Genomic DNA, 23561 nt, shown 5'->3' on the forward strand with positions numbered 1-23561 from the left:
GGCAGCCTTTGTTGTTCTCCCTGCCTGTCTTCTTGGAAAGTCGATACCGTGTCTCGCCGACCTCTCACGAGGCCGAGCGACACCGCTGGACGCCGGTGTGCGCGGAGCTTAGGAGCGGGCCCGAAGCAGCATCAATCAACGTGCCGCAACGATCATTTCAAGGCCCGTAACGATTGCGAAGATTCCGCCCGACTTCGATACGCCAATCGCCCAGAAGGCCGATGAACACGCCAACGCGGTCGATTTCGGCGTGCCCGGTCGAGTCGGAAGAACACGTCTTTGCGTGGCTTTGCAATGCTTTGCGAATTGGAGCGCCCACCACCACTGCTTCGCCGAGCAAAACCAGCGGTCGTTCGCCTCGGGATGTGGGCGGAGGCGGCCACGGAAGTAAAGGGGGAGCCCGCGAAGCGGGCGGGGGACATGGAGTGGACGCTTCCGCCCGCAGCCCGAGGCTCCGCCGAACCGACGCGAATGCAGCCTCGTCCGTACCTCGAAGCAGGTGGTGCAACGCCGTCCCACGGCCGTGACGGCGTTGACATAATGGCAACAACCTACCCCGGCCCGCCCGGCGCCGCTCCGCACATGGTTTCTCTGTCCGGCCAACTGTTGCGACGCGTGTTCACGTGGTACGCCGTGCTGGTACTGCTGGCCGCCGGGGTGCAGGCGACGCTGGAGTACCGCGCGGTGCGGGAGAGCATTACCCGGGACCTGGAGAACCTCCAGTATTCGTTCACGCCCGGGTTCCAGCAGGCGCTGTGGAACTTCGACGACCCGATGGCGCAGACCCTGACCAAGGGGCTGACGCGGTTCACGGTGGCCAGTGGTGTCTCGGTAACGCGGGTGGACGGCTCGCTGCTGATCCGCGAGGGCAAGGTCCCCACGCAGGACACGTCGACCTTGCCCTTCTGGAAGCGGCCGGAGGTCTTCGTCATCCCCCTGCGCGGGCTGGACAGGGACGAGCCCGATGCGCTGATCGGGCAGGTCACGGTCTACACGGCCTTCTCCGTGATCTCCGACCGCCTGAAGACCAGCCTGATCGCGATGGCCCTGAACGGCCTGCTGGTGGGCACGGGCCTGTGGGTGGCGGTCTACCTCGTCGTCAAGCGCCGGCTCACCCGGCCGCTGACGGGCCTGGCCGCCTCCATCGCCCGCCTCGACATGGACGGCGACGCCGACCACCACCGGCCCATCGACTACCCCGACCGGGACGAACTGGGCCTGCTGGTGAGCACATTCAACGAGGTCTGGGGCCGCCTGCTGCAATCCAAGGCCTCGCTCAACCAGGCCAACCAGACGCTGGAGGCCACGGTGGCCAGCCGCACCGCCGAGCTGCGCGCCACGGTGCAGGAATCGGGCGCACGCGCCGAGGCCCTGGCGAGACGGGAGCAGGAGCTGCGCCACATCCTCGAGAACAGCCCGATCGCGGTGCGCATCGTGGGCTGGGCGGACAAGAAGATGGTCTTCGCCAACGCGCGCTTCCACGACATGTTCCAGATGTCGGGCGACGACGGCTACGCCAACGACATCTACCGCCATGCCGCCGATTTCGACAGGATCTCGGTCGAGCTCGAAAGCGAGCAGCGCGCCAGCGCGCCGCGGATGCTGGAGCTGCGGGATGCCCACGGCCAGTCGATCTGGGCCATGGTGTCCGTGGTCCGGCTGACCTATGGCGGCAAGGAATGTTCGCTGGGCTGGTTCTACGACGTGACCGAACTGCGCGAGGCGCGCGAGGCTGCGGAGTCCGCGGCGCAGGCCAAGTCGGATTTCCTGGCCAATATGAGCCACGAGATCCGCACGCCGATGAACGGCATCCTGGGCCTGAGCCGCATGATGCTCAAGACCGAGCTGGACCTGCGCCAGCGCGATCACATGAAGAAGATCCGGGCCTCGGGCGACCACCTGCTGGGCATCATCAACGACATCCTGGATTTCTCGAAGATCGAGGCCGGCAAGCTGGACATCGAAGCGGTCGAGTTCTCGATCGACCAATTGCTGCAGGACATCGCCGACATGATGGCCGAGAAGGTCCAGGCCAAGGGCCTGCAGTTCGTCGTGGACGTGGACGCCAGCGTGCCCAAGGTGCTGGTCGGCGATCCGCTGCGTTTCCGGCAGATCCTGATCAACTACTGCAACAACGCGATCAAGTTCACCGAGCAGGGGCGCATCACCGTGGTCGTGCGCGGCGAGACGCAGACCAGCAGCCATGTCGCGATCCGCTGCACCGTGGTCGACACCGGCATCGGCATGAGCCAGGAGCAGCAGGGCCGCCTGTTCCAGAGCTTCTCGCAGGTGGACGCCTCGATCACCCGCAAGTACGGCGGCACGGGCCTGGGCCTGGCGATCGCCAAGCGCCTGGCGGGCCTGATGGGCGGCACGGTGGGCATCCAGTCCAGCCCCGACGTGGGCAGCCGCTTCTGGTTCACGGCCATGCTGGGCATTCCGGAACGCACGGCGCAGGCCGGCGAGCCGCCGCCCGACCGGCTGCTGCTGCTCGCGCCGCAGGCCCATGCGGAGATGCCGTTCTGGACGCGCAACCTGGGGCTGGCCTGGGAGTGGGCGCAGCGGCCGGACGATCACCTGGAGGACTACGCCGTGGTGGTCGTCGATCAGTCGCTCTGCGACGAATCGCTGCGGGCCAAGCTGCAGCGCCCGGCCGATGCCCATGACTGGCCGGCCGTGCTGGTGATGGGGCCGGATGGAGATGAAGTCCCCGAGCCCTTCGACGGCGCGCTGCAGGCGCCGGTGGACGCCAGCCGCTTCCATGACGAACTGATGCGCCTGCGCCATCGCTGGCAGCACGTGCCGGACGACGACACGGACACCGGCGACGACGTAGAGCAGGTCCGGGCCCTGGCGGGCGCCCGCGTCCTGCTCGTCGAAGACAACGAGATCAACCAGGAGGTGGCCTGCGAGATGCTGCGCAGCGCGGGCTTCGTCGTCGAGGTCGCCGATGACGGCCAGGCGGCACTGGACCGGCTGGACAGCGCCGAGTTCGACGTCGTGCTGATGGACATGCAGATGCCGGTGATGGATGGCATCTGCGCCACGGAGCTGATCCGCCGGCAGTCGCGGTTCGACAAGATGCCCATCGTGGCCATGACCGCCAATGCGCTGCAGCGCGACGTGGAGCGTTGCCTGGCGGCGGGCATGCAGGACTTCGTGACCAAGCCCATCGAGCCCCGGCGGCTGTGGACGGCGCTGAACACCTGGGTGCGCCCCGTTGAACGGACGGGGGAAGCGCCACCGGATGCCGCGCCGCGGCCGTCAAGCACGGCGACGCCCGCCGATGCGCCGGCCTTGCCCCAGCTGAACGGGCTGAACTGCACGGAGGGCCTGTCGCGGGTGTCGGGCAACCGAACGCTCTACCTGTCGTTGCTCAGGCGCTTCGTCAACACGCAGCGCAACCTGACGGCCGACATCGCCGATGCGCTCGCCCGCGGCGATATCGCCCTGGCGGAACGTCTCGCGCATTCCGCGCGGGGCGTCTGCGGCAATATCGGCGCCCGTGGCCTGGTGCCGCTCGCCCAGGCGGTGGAGAGGGCCGTCGTGGCCCCAACGGGCGCCGAGACGCTGGCGCCGATGCTGCGGGCGCTGGAGCAGCCGCTGGCGGCCTTGATCGCCGGCCTGGACCGTTTCTTCGACGCCGCGGCGCCCCAGCCGGCGGAACTCGCGCCCGCCCCGCAGGCGGACCAGGACCAGCTGGACCCGGTTATGGCCGAACTGACCCGCCTGTTCGAAGACGACAACCCCGAGGCACTGGGCTACCTGGAGGCGCACGCCGCGATGCTCGCGCCGGCCATGGGCCCGACCCTCGCCGCGCTGCGCGCCAGCGTGGCGGCCTTCGATTTCGCCGAAGCACAGCAGATCATGCGATCCTGGAACGATGTGCAGCCGGAAGCTGTGCAATATCGGTAGACCCCTTTGGAGGACACGCGATGCGCAAATGGCTTCTACCCCTGGGCATGCTGGGCGCGATGTCGGCCGCAATGCCGACCGCACACGCGGGCGTCGACATCGTCACCTTCCCGATCCCGATGCACGTGGAGAGCGAGACGAAGGGCCTGTTCATCGAGCTGACGCGCGAGATCGCCAAGGTCACGGACACCGACATCACGATCAAGGTCATGCCGCCGCCGCGCGCCGCGCACGACTACGCGGAAGGCAAGTTCGCCGGCATGTTCCCGGCGCTGGACGTCAATTTCTCGCCGGGCCAGCACATCACGCGGACGGCCGAATCGCTGGACTGCAAGGAGGACTTCGTCTTCACCCGCAAGGGGGCGCCCTTCCTGAAGTCAATCGGCGATCTCGCGGGCAAGCGCGTGGGCATCACGCGGGGCTATCCGTATGCGCGCGACGTCACCGACAACAAGAGCTACACGGTCGAGGCCGCGCTGTCCGACGAAGCCAATATCCGCAAGCTGATCGCCGGCCATCTGGACGCCTTCGTGCTGGACGAGAAGACCGGCTTGCAGGCCTTCGAGAAGCTGGGGCTGACGGCGCAGATGCAGTACGACCCCAAGCTGCCGGTCTCGCGGCAGGACGTGTACTACGCCTTCCAGAACACCGCGGAGGGCCAGCAACTGGCCACGCGCTTCTCACAGGGCCTGGCCAAGCTCAAGGCCGACGGCCGCTACCAGAAGATCACGCACGGCGTGACGATCGGCGCCGGCTGCCCGCACGGCGCGCGCTGAGTCGCCAGCGCAGGCTCAGCCGAGCGCGCCCGCGGCGCGCAGCGCCCGCTGCTCGGCCGCATCGCAGCCCAGCTCGGCCAGCACCTCAGCAGCATGCTGGCCCGGCGTGGGCGCGGCGAAGGGCGCGGGGCCCGGCGTGCGGGCGAACTTGATCGCGCGGGTGAGGCCGCGGTAGCTGCCCAGCACCGGGTGGGCCATCGTCGCGATCATGCCTTCGGCCTGGACCTGCGGATGGTCGAACATTTCCTCGATCCGCCGCGAGGCGGCACAAGGCACCTCGTCGCCGAACAGTGCTTCCCATTCGAGCGCGCTGCGCTGGCGCAGGGCCTCATGCAGGCGGGGCACCAGTTCCGCGGCGTGCTGGGCGCGCTTCTTGACCGTGTCGTAGCGCTCGTCGGCGGCCAGTTCGGGCAGGCCGATCTTCTCGCACAGCGAGGTCCAGAAGCGCGCGGTGTTGGCCGAGATGTAGAGGTGGCCCTGCTTCGTCGGATGGATGCCAGTGACGCCGCCGGAGCGCATGTCACGGCCAACGTCGAGCGGCTCGCCATCGGCCCAGACGAGCCGCGCGGACTGCATCGTCAGCGCGCTGCGCAGCAGCGACACGCCCACCGACTGGCCGAGGCCGCTCTTCTCGCGCTCGTACAGCGCCGAGGCCACGCCGCCGGCCAGCAGGGCCGCGGCGTAGTAGTCGACCACCGAACCGTAGAGGATCTCCGGCGCATGGCCCGGCTTGCCCTGGAAGGCGCACATGCCGGTCATCGTCTGCAGCACCTGGTCGTAGCCGGCCTTGTCCTTCATCGGGCCGGCTTCGCCGTAGCCGGTGACGGCGCAGTAGATCAGCCGCGGGTTGATCGCGCTGAGCGTGTCGAAGTCGATGCCCAGGCGCTTGGGCACGCTGGGGCGGAAGTTGTGCACCAGCACGTCAGCCTCGCGCACCAGGCGCATCAGCAGGGCCAGGCCTTCCGGCTTTTTCAGGTCCAGCACCAGGCCGCGCTTGCTGCGGTTCACGCCCAGGAAGGCACGGCTCTCGTTGACGAGGGTGGACGGGTAGTTGCGCAGGTTGTCGCCATCGGGCGACTCGATCTTCAGCACCTCGGCGCCCTGGTCGGCCAGCAAGGTGCAGCCGTAGGGGCCGGCGATGTAGGCGCTCAGGTCCAGCACGCGGATGCCGGCCAGCGGGCCTTCGTGGACAGCGGTCTTCTTCATCATGGTCATGACTTCGGAGCCTCTTCAGGGGCTAGTGAGAGCCAGGTCAACCGCCAGGCGCCGTCCTCTCGGCCTCCCGTGCGGTAGTACGGCGAAAACTTCAGCGGCGCGCGGTAGCCCAGGCGCATCTCGATCTCGGGGCCTTCGGCATCGGGTGCGGCGGGCAGTTCGCTGAGCCAGTCGGCAACCTCCGGAAGACGGATGGTCTCCTCGGTCTTGAAGCCGTCGATCAGCGGCGTCGCGTAGACCAGCGGGCCGCGCGTCAGCGCCAGCCAGGCGTGGTAGAGCACCTGCTGCGCGACCGGCGAGCCGTCCGGCGCGCGCGATTCCTGCGTGTTCTGGTGGACGCGCCGGTGCGTGCGGATCGCCATCGGCAGCTCCAGGCACAGCTCATCGCCCTTGCGCCAGCTGCGTTCGATCTGCGCATGCTCGCCCGGTTTCAGCTCGACGGCGCTCAGCTCGCCGTTCAGCTTCAGCCGCGCGCCCTCGGCCCACGAGGGCACGCGCAGTTGCAGCGCGAACTTGGCCCCGTCGCGTTCAACGTCCGCGATGCGCAGGCACACAAGGCCGGCGAACGGGTAGCGCGTGTGCTGCTCGATCTTCACGAGCCCCGCGCCGGGCAGCGTAGCCGCGACGCAGGACGGGCCGTACAGGTTCACCGCCAGCGCGCCGGCCGGCGTCACTGCGTACGCCAGCGGTGGCAGTTCCTCCAGCGCCATCGCGCCGCTGCTCTTGCAGCAGCGCCAGTAGGTCGTGTGGACTCGCTTGCCGTTGGCGAAGGAGTAGTAGCACCAGTCCTCGCCATTGGGCGCCAGCGCGCCCAGCAGGTCGTTGTAGGCGCTGCGTTCGATCTCCTCGGCGTACCGGGCCTCGCCGGTGATGGCCAGCAGCTCGCGGTTCAGTTGGATCCAGGCCAGGGTCGAGCAGGTCTCGATGTAGGCCTGCGGCTCGAAGCTGCCACGTGCGTTGAACACCTCGCGCGAACGGTTCGCCACGCCGCCGAACGGGCCGCCGCCGAGGCTCAGGTGATGCTCGCGGATATTGGCCCACAGGCCTTCGATCGCGCGCTTCAGCTCGGCACGGCCGGTGGCCTTGTGCAGCTTGGCCAGGCCCACCAGGTTCCAGGCCAGCTGGTAGGCCTTGCCGGTGGCGATCTCGGCCGCATCGGTGCCGGCCAGCGCCTTCGTCAGCAGCGCCAGCTCGGGGTGCGCATTGGCTTGCGCCAGGATGGCCTCGGCCAGCTCCAGGTAGCGCGGCTCGCCGGTGGCCAGGTACAGGTCGGCGGCCGGGTCCAGCAGCACCGTGGCCGACATGCCGTGGTGGTTGCCCATCGTCGTGATGTTCAGCCCGCCCTGCACCAGCGTGCGCCAGCACAGGTCGCCGATGCGCCTGGCGGCATCGAGGTAGCCCGGCTCGGGCATCGCGCGGTGCAGCTCCAGGAGGCCGAGCATCAGGTAGGCGTGGGTCCAGATGTCCCAGGTGCGCAGCGCGGGCTCGCCGTTCCAGCTCAGCGGCCTGGGCGGTTGCGGCACGGTGAAGCGGCGCTCCGGCGCATAGGTGCCGAGGTAGCCGTCGGCATCCTGGCGGCCGATCAGGTAGGCGGCCACGCGCCGCAGGTTCTCGCCGAGGATCAGGTCTTGCGTGCGCGCGAAGGCACGGGCGGCCGCGGACAGCCACTTGCCGGCGTGCTCGCCGTACCAGTCGCCCTCAAGGTTCTGCATCACGCGCGCCGGGTCGAAGATGGCGATGGCCGGGCTCTGCGGGCCGGTGATGAAGGTGGAGAGCCGCCCGCGGCGGTTGGCTTCGAGGGCGCGGCCGAGCAGGCCGCCGAGTTCGGTCTTGATCATCATGGGTGGAGGTAGCCGGCGACGGCCTCGATCTCGCGGGCGCTGAGGCCCGCAGCCTGCACCTGCATCGCACCGCGGCTCAGCGCCTCGACGATGCGCTCGCGGCCACGCGAGGCGATCCAGCTTTTCGACGGGATGCTGCCGGCTGGCGCGTCGTGGCAGGCGGCGCAACGCTGTTGGTAGACGGCGGCGCCGTCCACCGGGCGACCATCGTCGGCCGCGACGACGGCTGCGCTCGCTTTGGGCGTTATGGGCACGGCTGCGCGCGAACCGCCAAAACCGAAGGCTTGGATGCGGTCCGTGCCGACGATCACCTGGCCGCGCACGACGATCGGCTCGTTGTACTTGCCGCTGGCCGCCAGCTCTCCCGGCGCGCTGTGCCACAGCGGCTTCATCGTCATCGCGTCGACCGCATGCAGCACCGGCGCGGGTGCGTTCGGCCCGTTCAGCGGTGCCGAGCGGCGGGCGTTCTCGTCCAGCACCCAGGCGATCGCCTCGCTGCCGTCGGGCCGGCTGCTGACGATAGGCGAGCCGGGGTTCTGGAACACCAGGTCCATCGCGCGGGCGGCCGGCTTCAACTGCTTCGCCACGACGCTCAGCCGCACCAGCGAGGGCGCGACGCTGTCCGACGAACCAGCCGCCGCCTTGCTGGTACCGCTGGCCACGATCTGCAAGCTGCCGTCCGGCGCGCGGAAGGTGGCCGGCACCGAGCGGGCGCGCGCCAGGTCCAGTGCGGCGTCCACCTCGGAGTACGGGCCGAACACATTCAGCGGCCCGCGGCCGTCGTGCAGCGAGGCGTCGCTGGCCGCATCGCCGCTGCAGGCCGGGCGGCGATCCAGCCGGCCGGGCAGGTGCTCGCGATCCAGCAGGTAGACATTGCCCTGCTTGCCGCCGACGGTCAGCAAGCTCGAGCCGGGCAGCAGCGCGACACCGCCGGAGCCGAGGTCGATGTCGTTCTTGGCGGTGACGCAGTGGTTGAACGGCGTGTACGTGCCGAGCAGGTTCAGACCGCGGTCCAGCTTCAGCACCGATTGCGTCCAATCGTTCGGCTGGTCCTTGTAGCCATCGAAGCCGCTGCCGGTGACGGCGTAGACAGCACCGTCCGCATCGACCGCCGGCCCGCCCGCGCCCCAGATGCCGCCGCTGCCACGGTGTGGCATCGCCACGGCGGCGAAGGCGCTGTCCACGCGCGGCTCGCTCGTATCAACGGCGGCAAGCCAGCCGGTCTCGGTCTCGCCGAAGGCCACATACAGGCGCGTGCCGTCCGGGCTCAGGTTCAGCGCGCCGCGCTGCACGCGGAAGTCGAACTTGCGCGTCGGCGGCACCGGCGCGGGGCCAGCGTTGCGGTTGACCTCATTGAGCCGCTTCTCGTCCAGCCGCACCGGCCAGCCGGCCTGCACGGCGCCGCTGCCCAGGTCCAGCGCATAGGCCTGCCAGCGCTGCGTGGTCTCGCAGGCGGTGACGTAGAGGCGCCCGCGCGCGGCGTCGATCACCGGCGTGGAGAGGATGCCGGTCGGCACGCCGTCCAGCGGCGCGGGCTGCAGGCGGCAGGGGTCGGCCAGGTGCGTGCGCCACAGGATGCGGCCGGGTGCGATGTCGCCCTGCTTGCGCGCGTTGATCGCGTAGACGTCGCCATTGCTGGTGGCGGCGATCACCGTGGCGAAGCTCTGGCCGCGAAGCTCGCCGGCCGTCAGCTGCAGGTCTTCGAGGTACAGCGGCGAGGCGTAGAGCCGTGCGTCCTGGCCGTCGAAGGAAGCGAGCTGCGGCGACTGCCAGAGCTGGCCGAAGCTGGATGCGACGGCGGAAGGCGTCAACGCCGTCTCGTTGGCGAACCAGCCGCTGCGCTGGGCATCGTGGTGGAAGGTGGTGACGTCGGCGCGCGGCGGTACGTCGAGGCCGGCCGTCCAGGCGATGGCATTGATCAGCACCGGCCGCAGAGGCGCCAGCGAGGACAGGAAATGCGCGCCGGTGTAGCCGAAAGAGCGGCCGCCGTCGGGGCGTTGATAGGTCCACGCCACGGTGCGCTGTTCGGCCTCGTTCGACAGCACCGCCTTGCCATCGCGGTACTGCGGATGCAGCGCGGCGCTGAGCACCGGCATCGCACCGGGCGCGAGCTTCAAGGTCGGATAGAACTCGTCGAGCACTTCGATCGGCCGCAGGCTGCGCGTCAACGGCGAATCGCCGGCGGGCCGCAGTACGGTCATCTCGGTCGTGCGGTCGAACAGGCCGGGCCGCACGGCGCCGAGCCAGGGCTGCAATGCGTCGTCGCCGGTCGATGCCTGATGCAAGGCCACGACGCCGACGCCCCGCCGCATCGCGGCCTCGAACGCACGCCGCTTCGCCGCATCGTTCAACGGATGAGCCTCGGCCCCATCGAGGTAGAGCACCAGCGTCGATGCCGTGCCCAGGTCCACCGGCCAGCCCTGGCTGACGCGCACGTCCGCCTGCGGCAGCGCGTCCTTCAGCCAGCCAGCAATCTGCGCCGCGCCTGCCGCGTATTCATGCCGACCCGGACCTTCATGGCCGCTGCCGGCAATCAACAGGATGCTCGCGGCGGCCATAGCGGCGACAAGACTCACGCCTTGTCCACCACGCAGCGGAAGCCGATGCCCGCCGAGCGATCCTTGGCGGGTGCCATCAGCAGCAGCTTGCCGTGCTGGTCGTTGCGGTAGGCCTGCGGGAAGTACCAGTGCGAGGTCTGCGGCTGGTAGCTGCTGCCGCCGCGCAGGATGGCGGCGCGGGTGTGCTCGTCCTCGTACTCGTCGGTCCACTGCCAGACGCTGCCGACCAGGTCCTGCACGCCGAAGGGGCTGGCGCCGCGCGGATGGGTGCCGACGTCGGCCGGCGCACGCATCGTGCGGCTGCGGTTCGGCGCGGGCACGGCCTGCGTGTCCCAGGCGTTGCCCCAGGGGTAGAGGCGACCGTCGCTGCCCTGCGCGGCGTACTGCCATTCCCACTCGCGCGGCAGGCGCTTGCCGGCCCAGGCGGCGTAGGCGCGGGCATCCTCCAGGCTCACCCAGGTGACGGGCTTGTCGGCCCAGCCGGTCGGTGGCATGCCGGCGACCCAGTGGCGCAGGAAGTTGTGTGCGTCGCGCGGCGCGTAGCCGCTGGCGTCGATGAAGCGCTTGAACTCGGCGTTGGTGACCGGATGCACGTCGATGTGGAAGGCCGGGACCTGCAGGCGGCGGCGGTGGCCGCGGCGCGGGCTGCTTTCCCAGGGGTACTGCACGTCCACGCCGTCCCAGACGAAGCCTTCGATCTCGACACCACCGACGGCGAAGTCGAACTCCGCGGCCGGCACCGTCACCATGCCCAGCGGCGCGACGGGCTGCGGCTTGGTGTTCTCGATAGGAACCAGGCGCTGCGGAATCGCGCGCCAGACGTTCGACAGGCTCTGCAGCGGCGTCCTGGCCCAGCCGGCGGCGCGGGCCAGGTAGCCATCCAGCCCGGCGGGCGGCGTGCGCGTGGCCAGCACCGCGCCGTAGCCGCGCGGCTCCAGGGTGAAGTTCAGCATCGCCAGGCCGGCGATCACGCGCGGCTGCAGCTCGGTGCCGTTCCAGGCGTCGAAGTAACGCATTCCCTCGACGTGCTCGACGGCCAGTTGCTCGCCCTCGATCTCGGACTCGTGCCGGTTCACCAGCGTCCACAGCACCGTGCCGTCGTCACCGGGGAAGCTGCTGGCGAACACGCCGGCCTGCAGCGTCGGCGCATAGGGCCGCCAATCCATGCTGACCATCAGCGCGGGGAAGAAGCGCTGCAGCGCGGCGATGCGGCGCAGCGTCTCGGCATCGCGCGGGGTGAACTGGTTCCAGATGCCCCAGATGTTTTCCCAGGCGTTGTAGCCGACGCCGTTGAAGAAGATGTACTGCAGGTCGTTCGTGCGGTCGCGGCCCCAGCGGTTCTCGTAGTTGATCATGTGGCGCGGCTCCAGCCACTTCCACTTCGCGACCGAGGGGATCACGCTGTCGGGCACCTTCTTGCCCCAGCTCTGCACGTTCCAGATCAGTTGCTCTTCGGACGAGATCGTCGACTCGGGCTGCAGCACGACCGGGCAGCCCAGTGCGTCGCAGGCATCGAAGAAGGCGCGCGGCACGCCGTTGTAGGTGTCGCCATTGATGCCGTCGGCACCGACCGCCTTGACGATCTGCGCGATCGCGTCCCAGTCGCGCTGGCCCTGCGGCCGCGTGCCGTTGTCCCAGGGCTTGGTGGGCAGGAAGACCTTGACGCCGCGCTTGTGGAAGGCGTCCACCGCACTCTTGAGCCCGGCCAGGCCGCCGGGCAAGTCGTGGGCCAGGTCGGTCTGGTTGCGGTCGTCCACGCCGATGTTCGGGTAGACGTACCAGATCAGCACCGAGTCGACACCGCCGAAGCGGGCCTCGAGGTCGTCCAGATAGCGGTCGACCGTGTACTCGCCCTTCACCGGGTCGTAGAAGTAGCGGTCCTCCACCATCATCTGCACGTGGACGAAGTTGCGCTGCGCCCACTGCAGCTCGGGGCGGCGGTAGTTCACGTCGTCGTAGCCGATGCGGATCAGGTGCTCGCGGCGCCAGTCGAGCAGCTCGCGCACCCAGTCCTCCGCCGTGCCCTTGGCGTCCATCTTCCAGTGGCCGATGTCGGCGAAGGGCCAGCCGGGCGCCTTGCCGGGTGTGGGCAGGTAGCGGCCGGTGGTGACGTGCGAGAAGCGGAACTCGGTCTTCAGCGGGCCGCGTTCGTCGTCGCCGGGCGGGACGATATGGTCAGTCATGGCATGCAGGAAAGTCTTGCGGGGAGTGCTCATCGCCTATCCCCGGATCGCCGGTCAGGCCGAGGCCAGACCGCAGTAGATGGCCAGCTCGTTCAGCGCGGCCTGTTCAGCCGCGGGCTGCGTGGCGAGGAAAGCGTCGAGCTCGGCCGTCGTGGGGATGCTGCTCTGCGCGCCGAGCTTCGTGCAGGCCAGCGCGCCAGCGGCAGATGCGCGGCGCAGCGCTTCGGGCAAGTCCTGACCCCGCGCCAGCGCCGCGACCAGCACGCCGCAGAAGGTGTCGCCCGCCGCCGTGGTGTCCAGCGCCTCGACCGGGAAGGCCGGCTGCAGCCGGAAGCCGCCGCCGGTGGCCGCGCAGCAGCCGCGCGAGCCGAGCGTGACGACGACCGTCTTCACCTGCGTCAGCGCGGCCAGCGCCTCGGCCACGCTGCCGGTGATGCCGGTGACCTGCGCCAGCTCGCCCTCGTTGACGATCAGCACGTCCACCGCGTCCAGCAAGGCCTTCGGCAGCGACTGCGCCGGCGCGGCGTTCAGCACGACCTGGACGCCGGACTCGCGCGCCGCCTGCGCATACGCGGTGATCGACTCGACCGGCGTTTCCAGCTGCATCAGCAGATGGCTCACGCCGGTCAGGGACGGCAGATGCTCGGGCTTCAGCGCGTTGTTGGCGCCGGGTGCGACGGTGATCGCGTTCTCGGCCGAATCCGACAGGCAGACGAAGGCCACGCCGGTCGCCAGGCTCGCCGCGCGCACCACGTGCATGTGCACGCGGGCCTTGGCGAGCGAGGCTTCCAGCACCTGGGCCGCGGCATCGGCGCCCAGGCCCAGCAGCATCTGCGTGTCGGCGCCGCCGGCCCGCGCCGCGGCCACCGCCTGGTTCGCGCCCTTGCCACCGGGGAAGTTGGCGAAGTCGCGGCCCAGCACCGTCTCGCCGGGCGCGGGCACGTGGTGCGAGCGGACGACGAAGTCGAGGTTGGCGGAGCCAGCGATCAGGACGGACGAAGAAGGCATGGTGGCGTGAGGCGAGATGAGGATGCTCCGATTATCAGAACGTGAACGCCTGCGTCAGCGACACCACGCGGCCGCGGCCCGACCAGTAATTGCGGTAGCCGGCCAGCTGCGACCAGCTGAGGATGTAGAACTTGTTGGTCAGGTTCTCGATGCCCAGCGTCGTCTTGCCGTACTTGCCCCAGTCGTAGTTGCCCGACATGTTCCACAGCGTGTAGCCCTTGGTGTGCTCCTCGGCGCTGGTGCCGACGTTGAGGTCGCGGTCCAGCAGCTTGGTGAAGCCCAGGGTCACGTCGGCCTTGGGCATGAAGGTCCACGTCATGCTGCCGCCGATCTTGTCGGGGTTGGTGTCGTTGACGCCCATGCGCTTGTCCAGCGGGCCGCCGGCGACGAAGGTGGTCTTGCCGAGGATGCGCGAGTACAGGCCGGAGAGCTTCAGGTCACGCGTCGGCGAGTAGTCGCCGCTCAGCTCGAAGCCGCTGATCTGCACCGGCGCGCGGTTCATGATGAAGTCGTTGGTGACCGGGTCGATCGACAGCGACACGCCCAGGCTCGAGTACGACTGGTAGACCGAGGCGCCGAAGCTCGCATCGGTACCGCGCCAGTTCACGCCGACCTCCTTGTTGCGCACGATGATGGGCTGCAAGTCGAGGATGCCCGACACGCTCTGGCCGGGCTTGTTGATGTTGCGCAGCGGGATGCCGACGTTGGGCAGGGTGAAGCCCTTGCTCAGCGAGGCATAGGCGGACCAGTCGTGCGTCATGCGCCACACCGCGCCGATGTTCGGCAGGGTGGAGCCGTATTCGAGCTTGCCGCCCTCCACGGCCACGCGGTTGCGGTAGTAGGTGGTCGTGTAGTCGTCCACCTTCAGCGAGCCGTCTTCGCGGCGCACGCCGCCGGACAGGGTCAGCGGGCCGAGGTCCCAGGACAGCTGCACATACGGCGCCACGCTGTCGTAGATCATCGGCGGCACCCACAGGCGGTCGGTCAGCGCCAGGCGCTGCTGGGCGTTGTCCTGCGTCAGGTCGACACCGCCGCGGAACTCCAGGCCCTTGACGGAGAAGATGTCGGAGCGGCTCCACGAGGTACGCAGGCCCTTCTTCTTCGCCAGGATCTCGGACTGGTCCCACAGGGTGCCCAGCGGCGCGATCAGCGGATCCTGCTTGTCATCGGTATTCTCGGCCGGGTAGCGCATCGCCTGGCGGGCCCAGTAGGCGTCCAGCTGCAAGGTGCCGCCGGCCAGGTCGGTGTTCGTGTACGAGGCGTTGAACTGCTTGAAGTCGTTGAACTCGGCCTTGGAGCCCGGGATCGTGCCGAGCACCGAGGTGTTGGTGACCCCGGTCGTGCGGTCGCCGTCGACCAGGTGGTAGCGGTTGTTGCCGGTGACCTTGAAGTCGCTGATCGAGAACTGCAGGCGCTGGCTCTTGTCGGTGCCGAAGTCGAAGCCGAACTTGGCGAACAGGTTGTTGGACTTGCTGTCCATCAGCGAGCCGCTGGTGTTCAGGCCGATCGCGTTGCCGTGGCCGTCGTAGCTCATGCCGCGATCGATGTGCGAGCCGGCGATCAGCAGGTCGTAGTCCTCGGTCTTGCGGGCCCAGCTGCCGCCGACCTTGTAGCTGGTGCTGTCGTCGTGGCCTTCGGTGCTCAGTCGCGTGACGAGGGTGAATTCGTCGCCCATCTTGGTGGGCGTCTTGGAGATGTAGTTGATGATGCCGCCCGCCGCGCCGATGCCCTCGGCCGCCGACGGGCCGTTGATCACCTCGATGCGGCCGACGATGCCCATGTCGGTGAAGGTCGCGTTGCGCGTGCCTTCGCGCAGCGGCGAGCCCTGCGGCACGCCGTCGAACAGACGCAGCGGGATGCGGCCACGCAGCGTTTCGCCGGTGTTGCTCATCGCCTGCGACGATTCGGAATAGCCTGGCACGGTGCGGGCCAGCACGGCGGTGGCGTCCTCGGTCACGGCCAGCGTCTGCGCCAGCTCGGCCTTGCCGATCACCGTGATCGCGCCGGGGATCTTGTCAATGGACTTGGCCGTGCGCGTGCCGGTGACGATGGTGCGCTCCAGCTGGGTCGGCTGATCCGCCGATTCCGCCGCGCTGGCGGCTGCCGCCGGCGGCGGCGCAGCGTCCTGGGCATAGGCGGCCGACAGGGCCGTGGCAAGAAGGGTGAGCGTGGCGACCGGAACGACGTGTTTCATGGCTTGCTTGTCTCTGATGTGGTTATGGAGGACGGCACCGGCCAGAGCTAACCTAACGCCGATGTTGCGCGGCAGTCTCATCGAATCGGGAACAAACAGGAACGGCCTGTTTCTATGTTCAGAAGACAGTTTTTATGTCTTTTCAGAGAATTGACTTGGTTTCCGCGAGCCTCGGCAGTCCTACAGTAGCGACTCGATGCTCGAAAGATCCTTCGAGGCTTCCAGATCGAGATGTACATGACGACAGTTCCGGGCTTGGCACTGCTGCTGGATGGCCACGAAAGCCGCTATATGCGGCAACAGCGTCAAGGCTTTGCCTGGCTGCGTTTCGAGTCCGAGCTGGAGCGTGAATACAACAGCTTCAACGCACTCGGCTTTCGCGTCACCCGGCAGGCCGCGATGGTGCTGCTGATCCTGACCCTGCTGGCCTTCCTGGTCTTCGATCTCAGCATCGTTGATCGCGCGACAGACTTGGGCAGAAGCGTGCTCATCACGCGCGTGCTGATGATTGCCCTGGCCGTGTTCTGCTTCCTGCGCCTGCGAAAGACCTACGACGTCGAGGCCGGCGCCAGGTGGACGATGCTGGCCCAGGGCTCGACCAGCATTGGCACCTTGCTGATCATCCTGCTGTACGCGCAAGGGCACGCCGACTTCAAGTTGCCGCTCCTGCTGGACGGCATGACCCTGATCTTCATCACGGTGCTGTTTCCGCTGGGCTACAGCTTCTGGAACTCGGCCAGGATGCTCGCACTGGTGACGGCGCTCGGCTGGCTGCTGATCCCGAACCTGGTCGATGCAGAACAGCGCCACGACTTCTTCGTGCAGATGCCGTTTCAGCTCAGCGTGCTCACCGCCTTGATCGCCATGCGCTACTACCAGGAGCACGCGACGCGGGCGCAATTCCTGATGAACGGCTCGCTTCAGCACATGGCCTGCATGGATGGGCTGACCGGCCTGCACAACCGCCGGGCTTTCGAGCTGATGGTCCGCCAGTCCTTGTGCCAGGCCAATCGTGAGCACTGCTGGGCTGCGCTGCTGCTGGTCGATGTCGACCACTTCAAGAAGTACAACGACCACTACGGCCACCCGGCCGGTGATGAAACGCTGAAGGCCATAGCCCAGGCGCTCGCGCGGGTGCCGATGCGCCCGCTGGACCTGGCGGCACGGGTCGGTGGCGAAGAGTTCGCGCTGTTCTTCTACGACGTTGACCAGGAATTCGCCGAGAAGACGGCGGCGCGCATCTGCCGGGACGTCGAGCACCAGCTGTCGATTCCACACGCTCAATCGTCTGCGGCCGAGGTCGTCACCTTGAGCATCGGCATCGCCCTCACCCTCGCCGGTGAAGACCTTGATCCGCTCTATCGGTGCGCCGACGAAGCGCTCTATCAGGCCAAGACAGCAGGCCGCAACCGGGCCTGCCTCGCCAGCCGCGAGCCGGCATGAACACCTAGGCTGGCGATCTCACCAACCCAGCCGCTTCGCCGCCCACAGCAGCCCCTCGTGGAAGGCCGGCTCCCAGACCGGCCAGTCGTGCCCGCCGGCGAGGATGCGCAGCGCGGTCTCGCATTTCGGCGTGCGGCTGAGGCGGGCGAACAGCAGGTGGGCTTCCATGTCGATGTCGTTCATCGCCTCGGCCGGATCGGGGTTCTTGTACTCGGCATCGCCGGCGGCGATGAAGAGTCGCAGTGGGATGCCGCGCTCGACCAGGCCCGGCAGCAGCGCGGGATAGTTCAGCCGGCGGTAGATCTCGTCGACGAAGAGCTCCGTACCACGGCCGAAGCCGCCGAACTCGCGAGCGCTGGAGCCCTGCGGCGGCAGCGGCGTGTAGACCGCCGGGCTCAGCACCAGCGCCGCACCGAACAGCTCGGGCCAGGCCAGCGCGTAGCGCAGCGCGCCGTAGCCGCCCATCGAATAGCCGCCGACGATGCGGCCGGCCCGGTCGCCGCGCGTGCGCCAGCGCGCCTGCACCTGCGGCAGCAGGTCGTGGAGCAGCGCCGTCTCGATCGGCCGGCCTTCGGCATGCGCGGAGTCGACGTAATAGCCGCCGCGATGGCTCCAGGGCGCATCGGGCATCACGGCGACCAGCGGCGGGAGCGCGCCGGCGGCAATCAACTGGTCCAGCAGCGGCGCGATGCGGGTCCAGGCGGCCATGCGGTCGCCGCGGCCGTGGAGCAGCAGCAGCAGCGGGTAGCGGTACTCACCCTCGGCCGTGTGGCCGGCGGGCAGGTAGAGCTTGAAGTCGACCGGGCCGGCGGTGGAGTCCACGCGCTGGTCGAGCAGTTGGGATGGCGCCTGCGCAGCCCGCACGCCGGTGCTCAAGGCCGCAGCCAGGCCCAGCAGCGCGCGGCGGTCAATCGTCGTCATGCTGCGTGGCCGCCATTGCCGCCCTCGCCTGCTGGACGAAGGCCTGCACCAGCCGCAGGCGGATCGTCGAGCGCGACCAGACGATGCCGATGCGCCGCGGCTCGAAGGGCTGGGGCAGCGGGATGCGCGCCAGCTTCAGCCCCTCGGGCCAGGGCCGCGCCCAGTCGGGCACCAGCGAGACGCCGAGGCCCCGGTCCACCATCACCGCGATCGCGTTCAGCGCGTTCAGCTCGAAGCGCTCGTGCGGCACGATGCCCGCCGTGCGCAGGTACTGGTCGGCCTGGCGGCCGCCCCACTGGCTGCGGTCGTAGCGGATCAGCGGCTCGCTGGCGAGCAGCTCGTGCGGATCACGCTGCGCCATGCGCGCGGGCGCCAGCACCACCAGCGGCTCCTCGCGCAGTAGCTCCCAGTCGCAGGTCTTGGGCAGCGCATAGGGTGCCTGCAGCACGATGGCGGCATCCAGCTCGCCGCTGTCCACCGCGCGGTGCAGCTCGGGCGAGTAGCCGGGCTTGATGAAGACCTGGATGCGCGGGAACTTGTCGACCATGCGGGCCAGGATGTCCGGCAGCATGCCGGTCAGCGCGTTGGTGCCGGCGCCCAGGCGCAGCTCGCCGGCGGTGGCGTCGTCGTTGGCGACGGTGCGCAGGTCGGCCACGTCGCGCAGCAAGGTGCGGGCGCGTTCCAGGATGCGGGCACCGGCCTCGGTGACGTTGACGGTGCGGCCCACCCGCGCGATCAGCGGCGCGCCGATCTCGCGCTCCAAGGTGCGGATCTGCTGCGCCACCGCGGCCGGCGTGATGTTCAGCAGCCGCGCCGCGGCAGCCATGGAGCCTCGGTCGACGACGGCGACGAAGGTGTTCAGGAATTGGGTGTCCAAGGCGCTCCGCTGAAATTGGCAGTTAGCTGTCCTTGTAGATTGTCAGGCCCTTGAGCGATTGCTTCGGCGGCGGGAAGAACAGGCTCGCCACGTAGCCGATCACGATGCACAGCATGATCGAGATCGCCAGGTAGAAGTACGGGTGCACGAGCTTCATGCTCCACGCGATCGTCGTCAGCGTGATGCTGGAGGCCACACCAATGACGACGCCCGGCGTGTTGGCGCGGCGGGTGAACATGCCCAGGGTGTAGGCGCCCGCGAAGCCGCCGCCCAGCAGGCCGGCCAGCTCGATCGACACGTCGAACAGCGAGTGGATGTCGAAGCGGGTGAGCATCAGCGCGAAGCCCACGCCGATCAGGCCCGCCGCCACCGTCATCAGCTCGGCGAAGAAAACACTCTTCTTCTGGTCGCGGTTCTTGACCAGCTTCTCGTAGAAATCCACCGAGGCGAGCGTGGCGACGCTGTTGATGATGCTGGACAGCGTGGCCATCGCCGCCGCGAAGATGCCGGCGACGATCAGGCCGGTGACGCCCATCGGCAGCTCGGCGGCGATGAACATCGGGAAGGTGGCGTCGATGGAGAGCAGCGGGTTCATGCGCTCCGGGTTGGCGCGGTAGTAGACGAACAGCGCCGTGCCGATCGTGTAGAACACGAAGCCGCCGGGGATCATGATCGCGGCGAAGGCCCAGATCGAGCGGCCGGCGTCGCGGTCGCTCTTCGTCGACAGCGTGCGCTGCATCAACACCTGGTCCTTCGGGAAGGTCAGCACCACGTCGAACAGCACCAGGAACACGAAGCCCCAGACGGTGGCCTTGGTAAGGTCGAAGCTGAAGTCGAACAGCTTGGTCTTGTCGTACTGCGCGGCCACCTGCGTGAACTCGCCGAAGCCGCCCTTGAGCTGCCAGACGATGAAGCCGATCGCGAAGATCGCGCCGCCCATCTTGACGACCAGTTGCACCACGTCCGTCCACACCACTGCCTTCATGCCGCCGAGCGCCGTGTACGCGATCGTGAAGCCGCCCATCAGCAGGATGCTCCAGACCATGTCGATACCGGTGATCGTGGCGATGGCCAGCGAGGGCAGGTACAGGATCACGCTCATCCGGCTGCCCAGCTGCACGAGGATGCACAGCGCGCTGGACAGCATGCGGATCGCCGGGTGGAAGCGCGTCTCCAGGTACGAGAACACGCTCATCAGATCCAGCCGCCGCAGCAGCGGCACGATCCACACGGCCACGAACATCAGGCCCACGACGGCGACGAGGTTGTTCGTCAGGTACTGCCAGTTCGTCTCGAAAGCCTTGGCGGGAATGGCGATGTAGCTGATCGAGCTGGTGTTGGCCGCGTAGAGACTGACGCCCGCGGCCCAGAACGGGATTGAGCGGCCGCCGACGAAGAAGTCGGACGTGGAGTTGCGCTTCTCGCGCAGGTAGAAGTACAGGCCCATGCCCAGCATCGCGGTCAGGTAGACGACCAGCACGACCCAGTCCAGCCAGCGCAAGAGCTGCTTGCCGGCCTCGACGGCGGCGGTGCTGGCCTGGCCGTCCGCGCTCAGCCACAGGAAGCCCGCCTGCCAGGGCGCGGCGAGCTTGGCGTTGGCCGGCACCTGCGCGGGCAGAGTCGCCCAGGAACCGGTGATCGTCTGGAAGGTCATCAGCCGCGGCGCGGGTTCGCTTTGGATCAGGAACAGCTCGTGCGCCTGGCCCAGCGCGCGGCCGGAGTTGGCGATGACCGCGCCGGGCAGTTGGCCCCGCTCGGTCCAGCCCTTGTCGGCGGACCAGCGCAGCATGCGGCCGGCACCCTCACCGTCGACCGCCAGCCACAGCGCGCCGGTCTGCGCGACCAGCGCCTGCGGGCGGCCGGCACCCGGCCAGCCGGCGAGCGGCTTCCACGCCGCATCGCCCTCCGCCAGCGGACGCTGCAGCAGCGTCGGCGTGCCGTCGACCGCCAAGCCTGCGACGTAGAGCGCATCGCCCAGCTTGGCCATGCGCGCGTCGGTCAGCGGTTGCGGCAGCACGGCGAATTCGGCCGCATGCAGCGCGTCGCGCTCGATGGACAGACGCCGGATCTTCAGGTCGGCGCCCAACAGGAAGGCTTGTGGGCCTGCGCTGAGGCTCGCCGTTATGGCTCCCGCGGCGAAGGGCTGCGCCGTCCAGCGCTGCCCGGCCTCATCCAGCAGCCAGGCCTGCTTCTCGCCCAGTGCCAGCGGCCGGCCGTCGATGGCGACCAGCGCCTGCGCCGCCGCATCGGCGGGCAGCGCCGGCAAGCTGCCGCTGCACACGCTGGCCAGGCTCTCGCCACTCTTGGCCTGCGCCGGCAGCGGCAATGCCACCATCAGCACCATCGCCGCCAGGCAGCCCAGCAGGTGCCAGCGGAACGTCTTCAAGAACTCGCGCATCGTCATTTCTTCTTTTCGTCATGGATCGCCAGCAGCCGGCGCGCGCGCGCCAGGAAGGGCGCATCGATCATCTTGCCGTCGACGACGAAGGCGCCGCGGCCCTGTGCTGTGGCCTGCGCGGCCGCATCGACGATGCGGCGCGCCTGCGCCAACTTCTCTGCATCGGGCCGGAAGGCCTCGTTGCACACGGCGACCTGGCGCGGGTGGATGCAGCTCTTGCCGACGAAGCCCAGCGCGCGGGACATCTGCGCCTCGGCGCGCAGGCCCGCCTCGTCCTGCAGGTCGGGGAAGGCGCCGTCGCAGCAGGCCACACCCGCTTCCGCGGCGGCCATGGCCACGGCGAACATCGCGGCATGGACATTGGCCGGCGTGCGGCGGTCGATGCCGTGCGGCTCGAACAGGTCGCCCAGGCCCAGCTGCAGGCCCCACAGCTTCGGGTGCGCCGCGGCGATCTCGTGCGCGGCGCGGAGCGCGCGTGGCGTCTCGATGTTGGCGAGCAGGCGGATGTCGCTGCCTTCGCAGCGACCCAGCGTCTGCGCATGGGCCAGCACGGCGGCGGCGCGCTGCACGTCGGCCGCGGATTCGATCTTGGGCAGGTTCACCAGCGACAGCGAGGCACAGGCGACGGCCCGCAGGTCGGCCTCGAAGTGCGGGCTGCCGAGCGCGTTGACGCGGACGATCAGCTGCTTGCCGCTGCGCAGCGCCGCCTCGCTGGCCAGGAAGGCGCGCACGGCATCGCGTGCCTCGGCCTTGCGGTCGTCGGGCACGGCGTCTTCGAGATCGATCGAGATCGCGTCGGCATCGCTCGCCAGTGCCTTGGCGAACAGCTCGGGCCGGGCGCCGGGGACAAAGAGTTTGCTGCGCATGGCGGGGCAGTATCAACGCCCCTGGAATTAAGAAAAGTTGCCTGCGACAGTTTCAGAAGATGGTTTTTCTATCGTCCCTGCCGGGCGTGCAAGGGCATCGCTCGCTTCGTCGGCCAGCATCACGCGGTTGCGGCCGCCATGCTTGGCGCGGTACAGCGCGCCGTCGGCCAGCATGTAGAGGCGGGTGGCGGAGAGGCCGCTGTCCGAGGCGGCGACGACCACGCCGATCGACACGGTGACGCGAATCTGCCGCCCCTGCTCGTCGGCCAGGGCCATCTGCTCGATGGTCTGGCGCACCAGCTCGGCCAGGCGCAGCGCGCCGGGGCCGTCGGTGGCCGGCAGCACCAGGGCGAACTCCTCGCCGCCCATGCGGCCGAACACGTCGGAGGCGCGCAGCCGCGAACGCACGGCCTGGGCGAAGCCGCGCAGCACCATGTCGCCGGCCTGGTGGCCGAACTGGTCGTTGACGCACTTGAAATGGTCGATGTCCAGCAGGCAGAAGGACAGCGGCGAGCCCTCGCGCCGCCCGCGCTCCAGCGTGTGCGCGAGCAGCGTGTCGGTGGTGACGCGGTTCAGGCAGCCGGTCAGGCCATCGTGGGTTGCGAGTTCCTCCATGCGCAGGGCCACGCGCTCGAAGCAGGCCAGCACGAAGCCGAAGCCCGCGCCCATCAGGCACAGGAAGCTCAGCAGCAGCACCAGGCCCGGCCCGAGATCGCCCGCCATCAGCTCGGCGTACTGCTGCGGCCGCAGGCTGGCATCGAAGCCGCGTGCATACATCGCCAGGCAGGTGAGGCCCATCATCAGGCCCACGTTGCGCATCGCACCGGCCACATTGCCCCAGCCGCGGATCAGGGTCAGCAGGGTCGCCGGTGTCAGCATCAGCGCCAGCATGAACGAGACCACCGCGGTGCGCTGCTGGAACACCCAGTGCTGCATGCCCAGCAGCGCAATGCAGAACAGGCCGACCGTCGGCAGGTACCAGCGCGGCAGCGGGTGGTCCAGCACGTAGCGGAAGATCGCCTTCGTGTAGAGCGAGATGCTGAGGAAGAAGAGGCAGTTGCCCACCAGCGCGGACATCCACAGCGGCGTCCAGGGCCGCAGGAACAGCATGCCGAAGCCCGCCAGCATCGCGGCCGAGCCCTGCGCCCAGGTACGCAGTTCCGGCTGGCGCAGCGCCCCGCGCAGGGCGATCCACAGCTGCAGCGACAGCAGCAGGAAACCCGCGAACAGGGTGAGCAGCAGGGTCGGGATGTCGATCTTCACAGCAATGAAGCCTCCGCTGCCTGCGTATTCTGACGGCGCTGTCAGGAAAAAGCACCGCGTGGATAACCCGTTATCCGAGCGGTGATGCGGGAACGCCTCATTC

At 68.8% G+C, this 23561-nt stretch carries 14 protein-coding genes; 3 read left to right on the forward strand and 11 right to left on the reverse strand.

Annotated features, from left to right (window positions below):
- Positions 1-540: 540 nt before the first annotated feature.
- Both SNE35_RS06500 and SNE35_RS06505 read left to right on the forward strand, forming a co-directional pair.
- Entirely contained in the window at positions 541-3915 is a 3375-nt protein-coding gene (locus tag SNE35_RS06500) for a response regulator (RefSeq protein ID WP_320422049.1), read from the forward strand.
- Positions 3916-3935: 20 nt separating this feature from the next.
- Positions 3936-4691: a substrate-binding periplasmic protein gene (locus SNE35_RS06505; protein WP_320422050.1), complete on the forward strand. Its 756-nt coding sequence runs from the start codon at positions 3936-3938 to the stop codon at positions 4689-4691.
- Between the two features lie 15 nt (positions 4692-4706).
- Here SNE35_RS06505 and SNE35_RS06510 read toward each other — a convergent pair whose 3' ends face one another.
- Genes SNE35_RS06510 through SNE35_RS06535 form a run of 6 tightly spaced genes read right to left on the reverse strand, consistent with a single transcriptional unit; the run spans position 4707 to position 15690 of the window.
- Positions 4707-5897, reverse strand: a complete 1191-nt coding sequence (locus SNE35_RS06510) for a CaiB/BaiF CoA transferase family protein (RefSeq protein ID WP_431312721.1) — start codon at positions 5895-5897, stop codon at positions 4707-4709.
- Positions 5898-5902: 5 nt separating this feature from the next.
- The gene (locus SNE35_RS06515; protein ID WP_320422052.1) at positions 5903-7744 is read right to left on the reverse strand and encodes a glycoside hydrolase family 127 protein; all 1842 of its coding nucleotides are present in this window, start codon (positions 7742-7744) and stop codon (positions 5903-5905) included.
- Positions 7744-10323: a ThuA domain-containing protein gene (locus tag SNE35_RS06520; protein ID WP_320422053.1), complete on the reverse strand. Its 2580-nt coding sequence runs from the start codon at positions 10321-10323 to the stop codon at positions 7744-7746. Before SNE35_RS06520 ends, SNE35_RS06515 begins: the two co-directional genes overlap by 1 nt.
- Positions 10320-12488, reverse strand: coding sequence for a formylglycine-generating enzyme family protein (locus SNE35_RS06525; protein WP_320422054.1), 2169 nt, complete (start codon positions 12486-12488; stop codon positions 10320-10322). The genes SNE35_RS06520 and SNE35_RS06525 overlap by 4 nt, the downstream gene beginning before the upstream one ends.
- A gap of 54 nt (positions 12489-12542) precedes the next feature.
- Positions 12543-13496 (reverse strand): ribokinase, encoded by a 954-nt coding sequence (locus SNE35_RS06530; protein WP_320422055.1) that lies wholly within the window; start codon positions 13494-13496, stop codon positions 12543-12545.
- 34 nt (positions 13497-13530) lie between these two features.
- Positions 13531-15690 carry a TonB-dependent receptor gene (locus SNE35_RS06535; RefSeq protein ID WP_320422056.1) on the reverse strand — a complete coding sequence of 720 codons (2160 nt, stop codon included), beginning with the start codon at positions 15688-15690 and terminating at the stop codon, positions 13531-13533.
- 237 nt (positions 15691-15927) lie between these two features.
- Between SNE35_RS06535 and SNE35_RS06540 the strand changes: the two genes are divergently transcribed.
- Complete coding sequence (locus SNE35_RS06540; protein WP_320422057.1) at positions 15928-17133, forward strand: GGDEF domain-containing protein; 1206 nt, start codon at positions 15928-15930, stop codon at positions 17131-17133.
- An 18-nt stretch (positions 17134-17151) separates the two neighbouring features.
- On the opposite strand, the gene SNE35_RS06545 is transcribed toward SNE35_RS06540, so the two are convergent.
- Genes SNE35_RS06545 through SNE35_RS06565 form a run of 5 tightly spaced genes read right to left on the reverse strand, consistent with a single transcriptional unit; the run spans position 17152 to position 23458 of the window.
- Positions 17152-18054, reverse strand: a complete 903-nt coding sequence (locus tag SNE35_RS06545; RefSeq protein WP_320422058.1) for an alpha/beta hydrolase — start codon at positions 18052-18054, stop codon at positions 17152-17154.
- Positions 18041-18931 carry a LysR family transcriptional regulator gene (locus SNE35_RS06550; RefSeq protein ID WP_320422059.1) on the reverse strand — a complete coding sequence of 297 codons (891 nt, stop codon included), beginning with the start codon at positions 18929-18931 and terminating at the stop codon, positions 18041-18043. The genes SNE35_RS06545 and SNE35_RS06550 overlap by 14 nt, the downstream gene beginning before the upstream one ends.
- 22 nt (positions 18932-18953) lie before the next feature.
- Positions 18954-21329, reverse strand: coding sequence for a sodium:solute symporter family protein (locus SNE35_RS06555; protein WP_320422060.1), 2376 nt, complete (start codon positions 21327-21329; stop codon positions 18954-18956).
- A gap of 2 nt (positions 21330-21331) precedes the next feature.
- Positions 21332-22195 carry an HpcH/HpaI aldolase/citrate lyase family protein gene (locus tag SNE35_RS06560; RefSeq protein ID WP_320422061.1) on the reverse strand — a complete coding sequence of 288 codons (864 nt, stop codon included), beginning with the start codon at positions 22193-22195 and terminating at the stop codon, positions 21332-21334.
- Positions 22196-22222: 27 nt separating this feature from the next.
- Positions 22223-23458, reverse strand: coding sequence for a GGDEF domain-containing protein (locus tag SNE35_RS06565; RefSeq protein ID WP_320422062.1), 1236 nt, complete (start codon positions 23456-23458; stop codon positions 22223-22225).
- Between the last annotated feature and the right edge of the window lie 103 nt (positions 23459-23561).

The organism is Roseateles agri (genome assembly GCF_034043675.1).
Lineage (GTDB): Bacteria > Pseudomonadota > Gammaproteobacteria > Burkholderiales > Burkholderiaceae_C > KK5.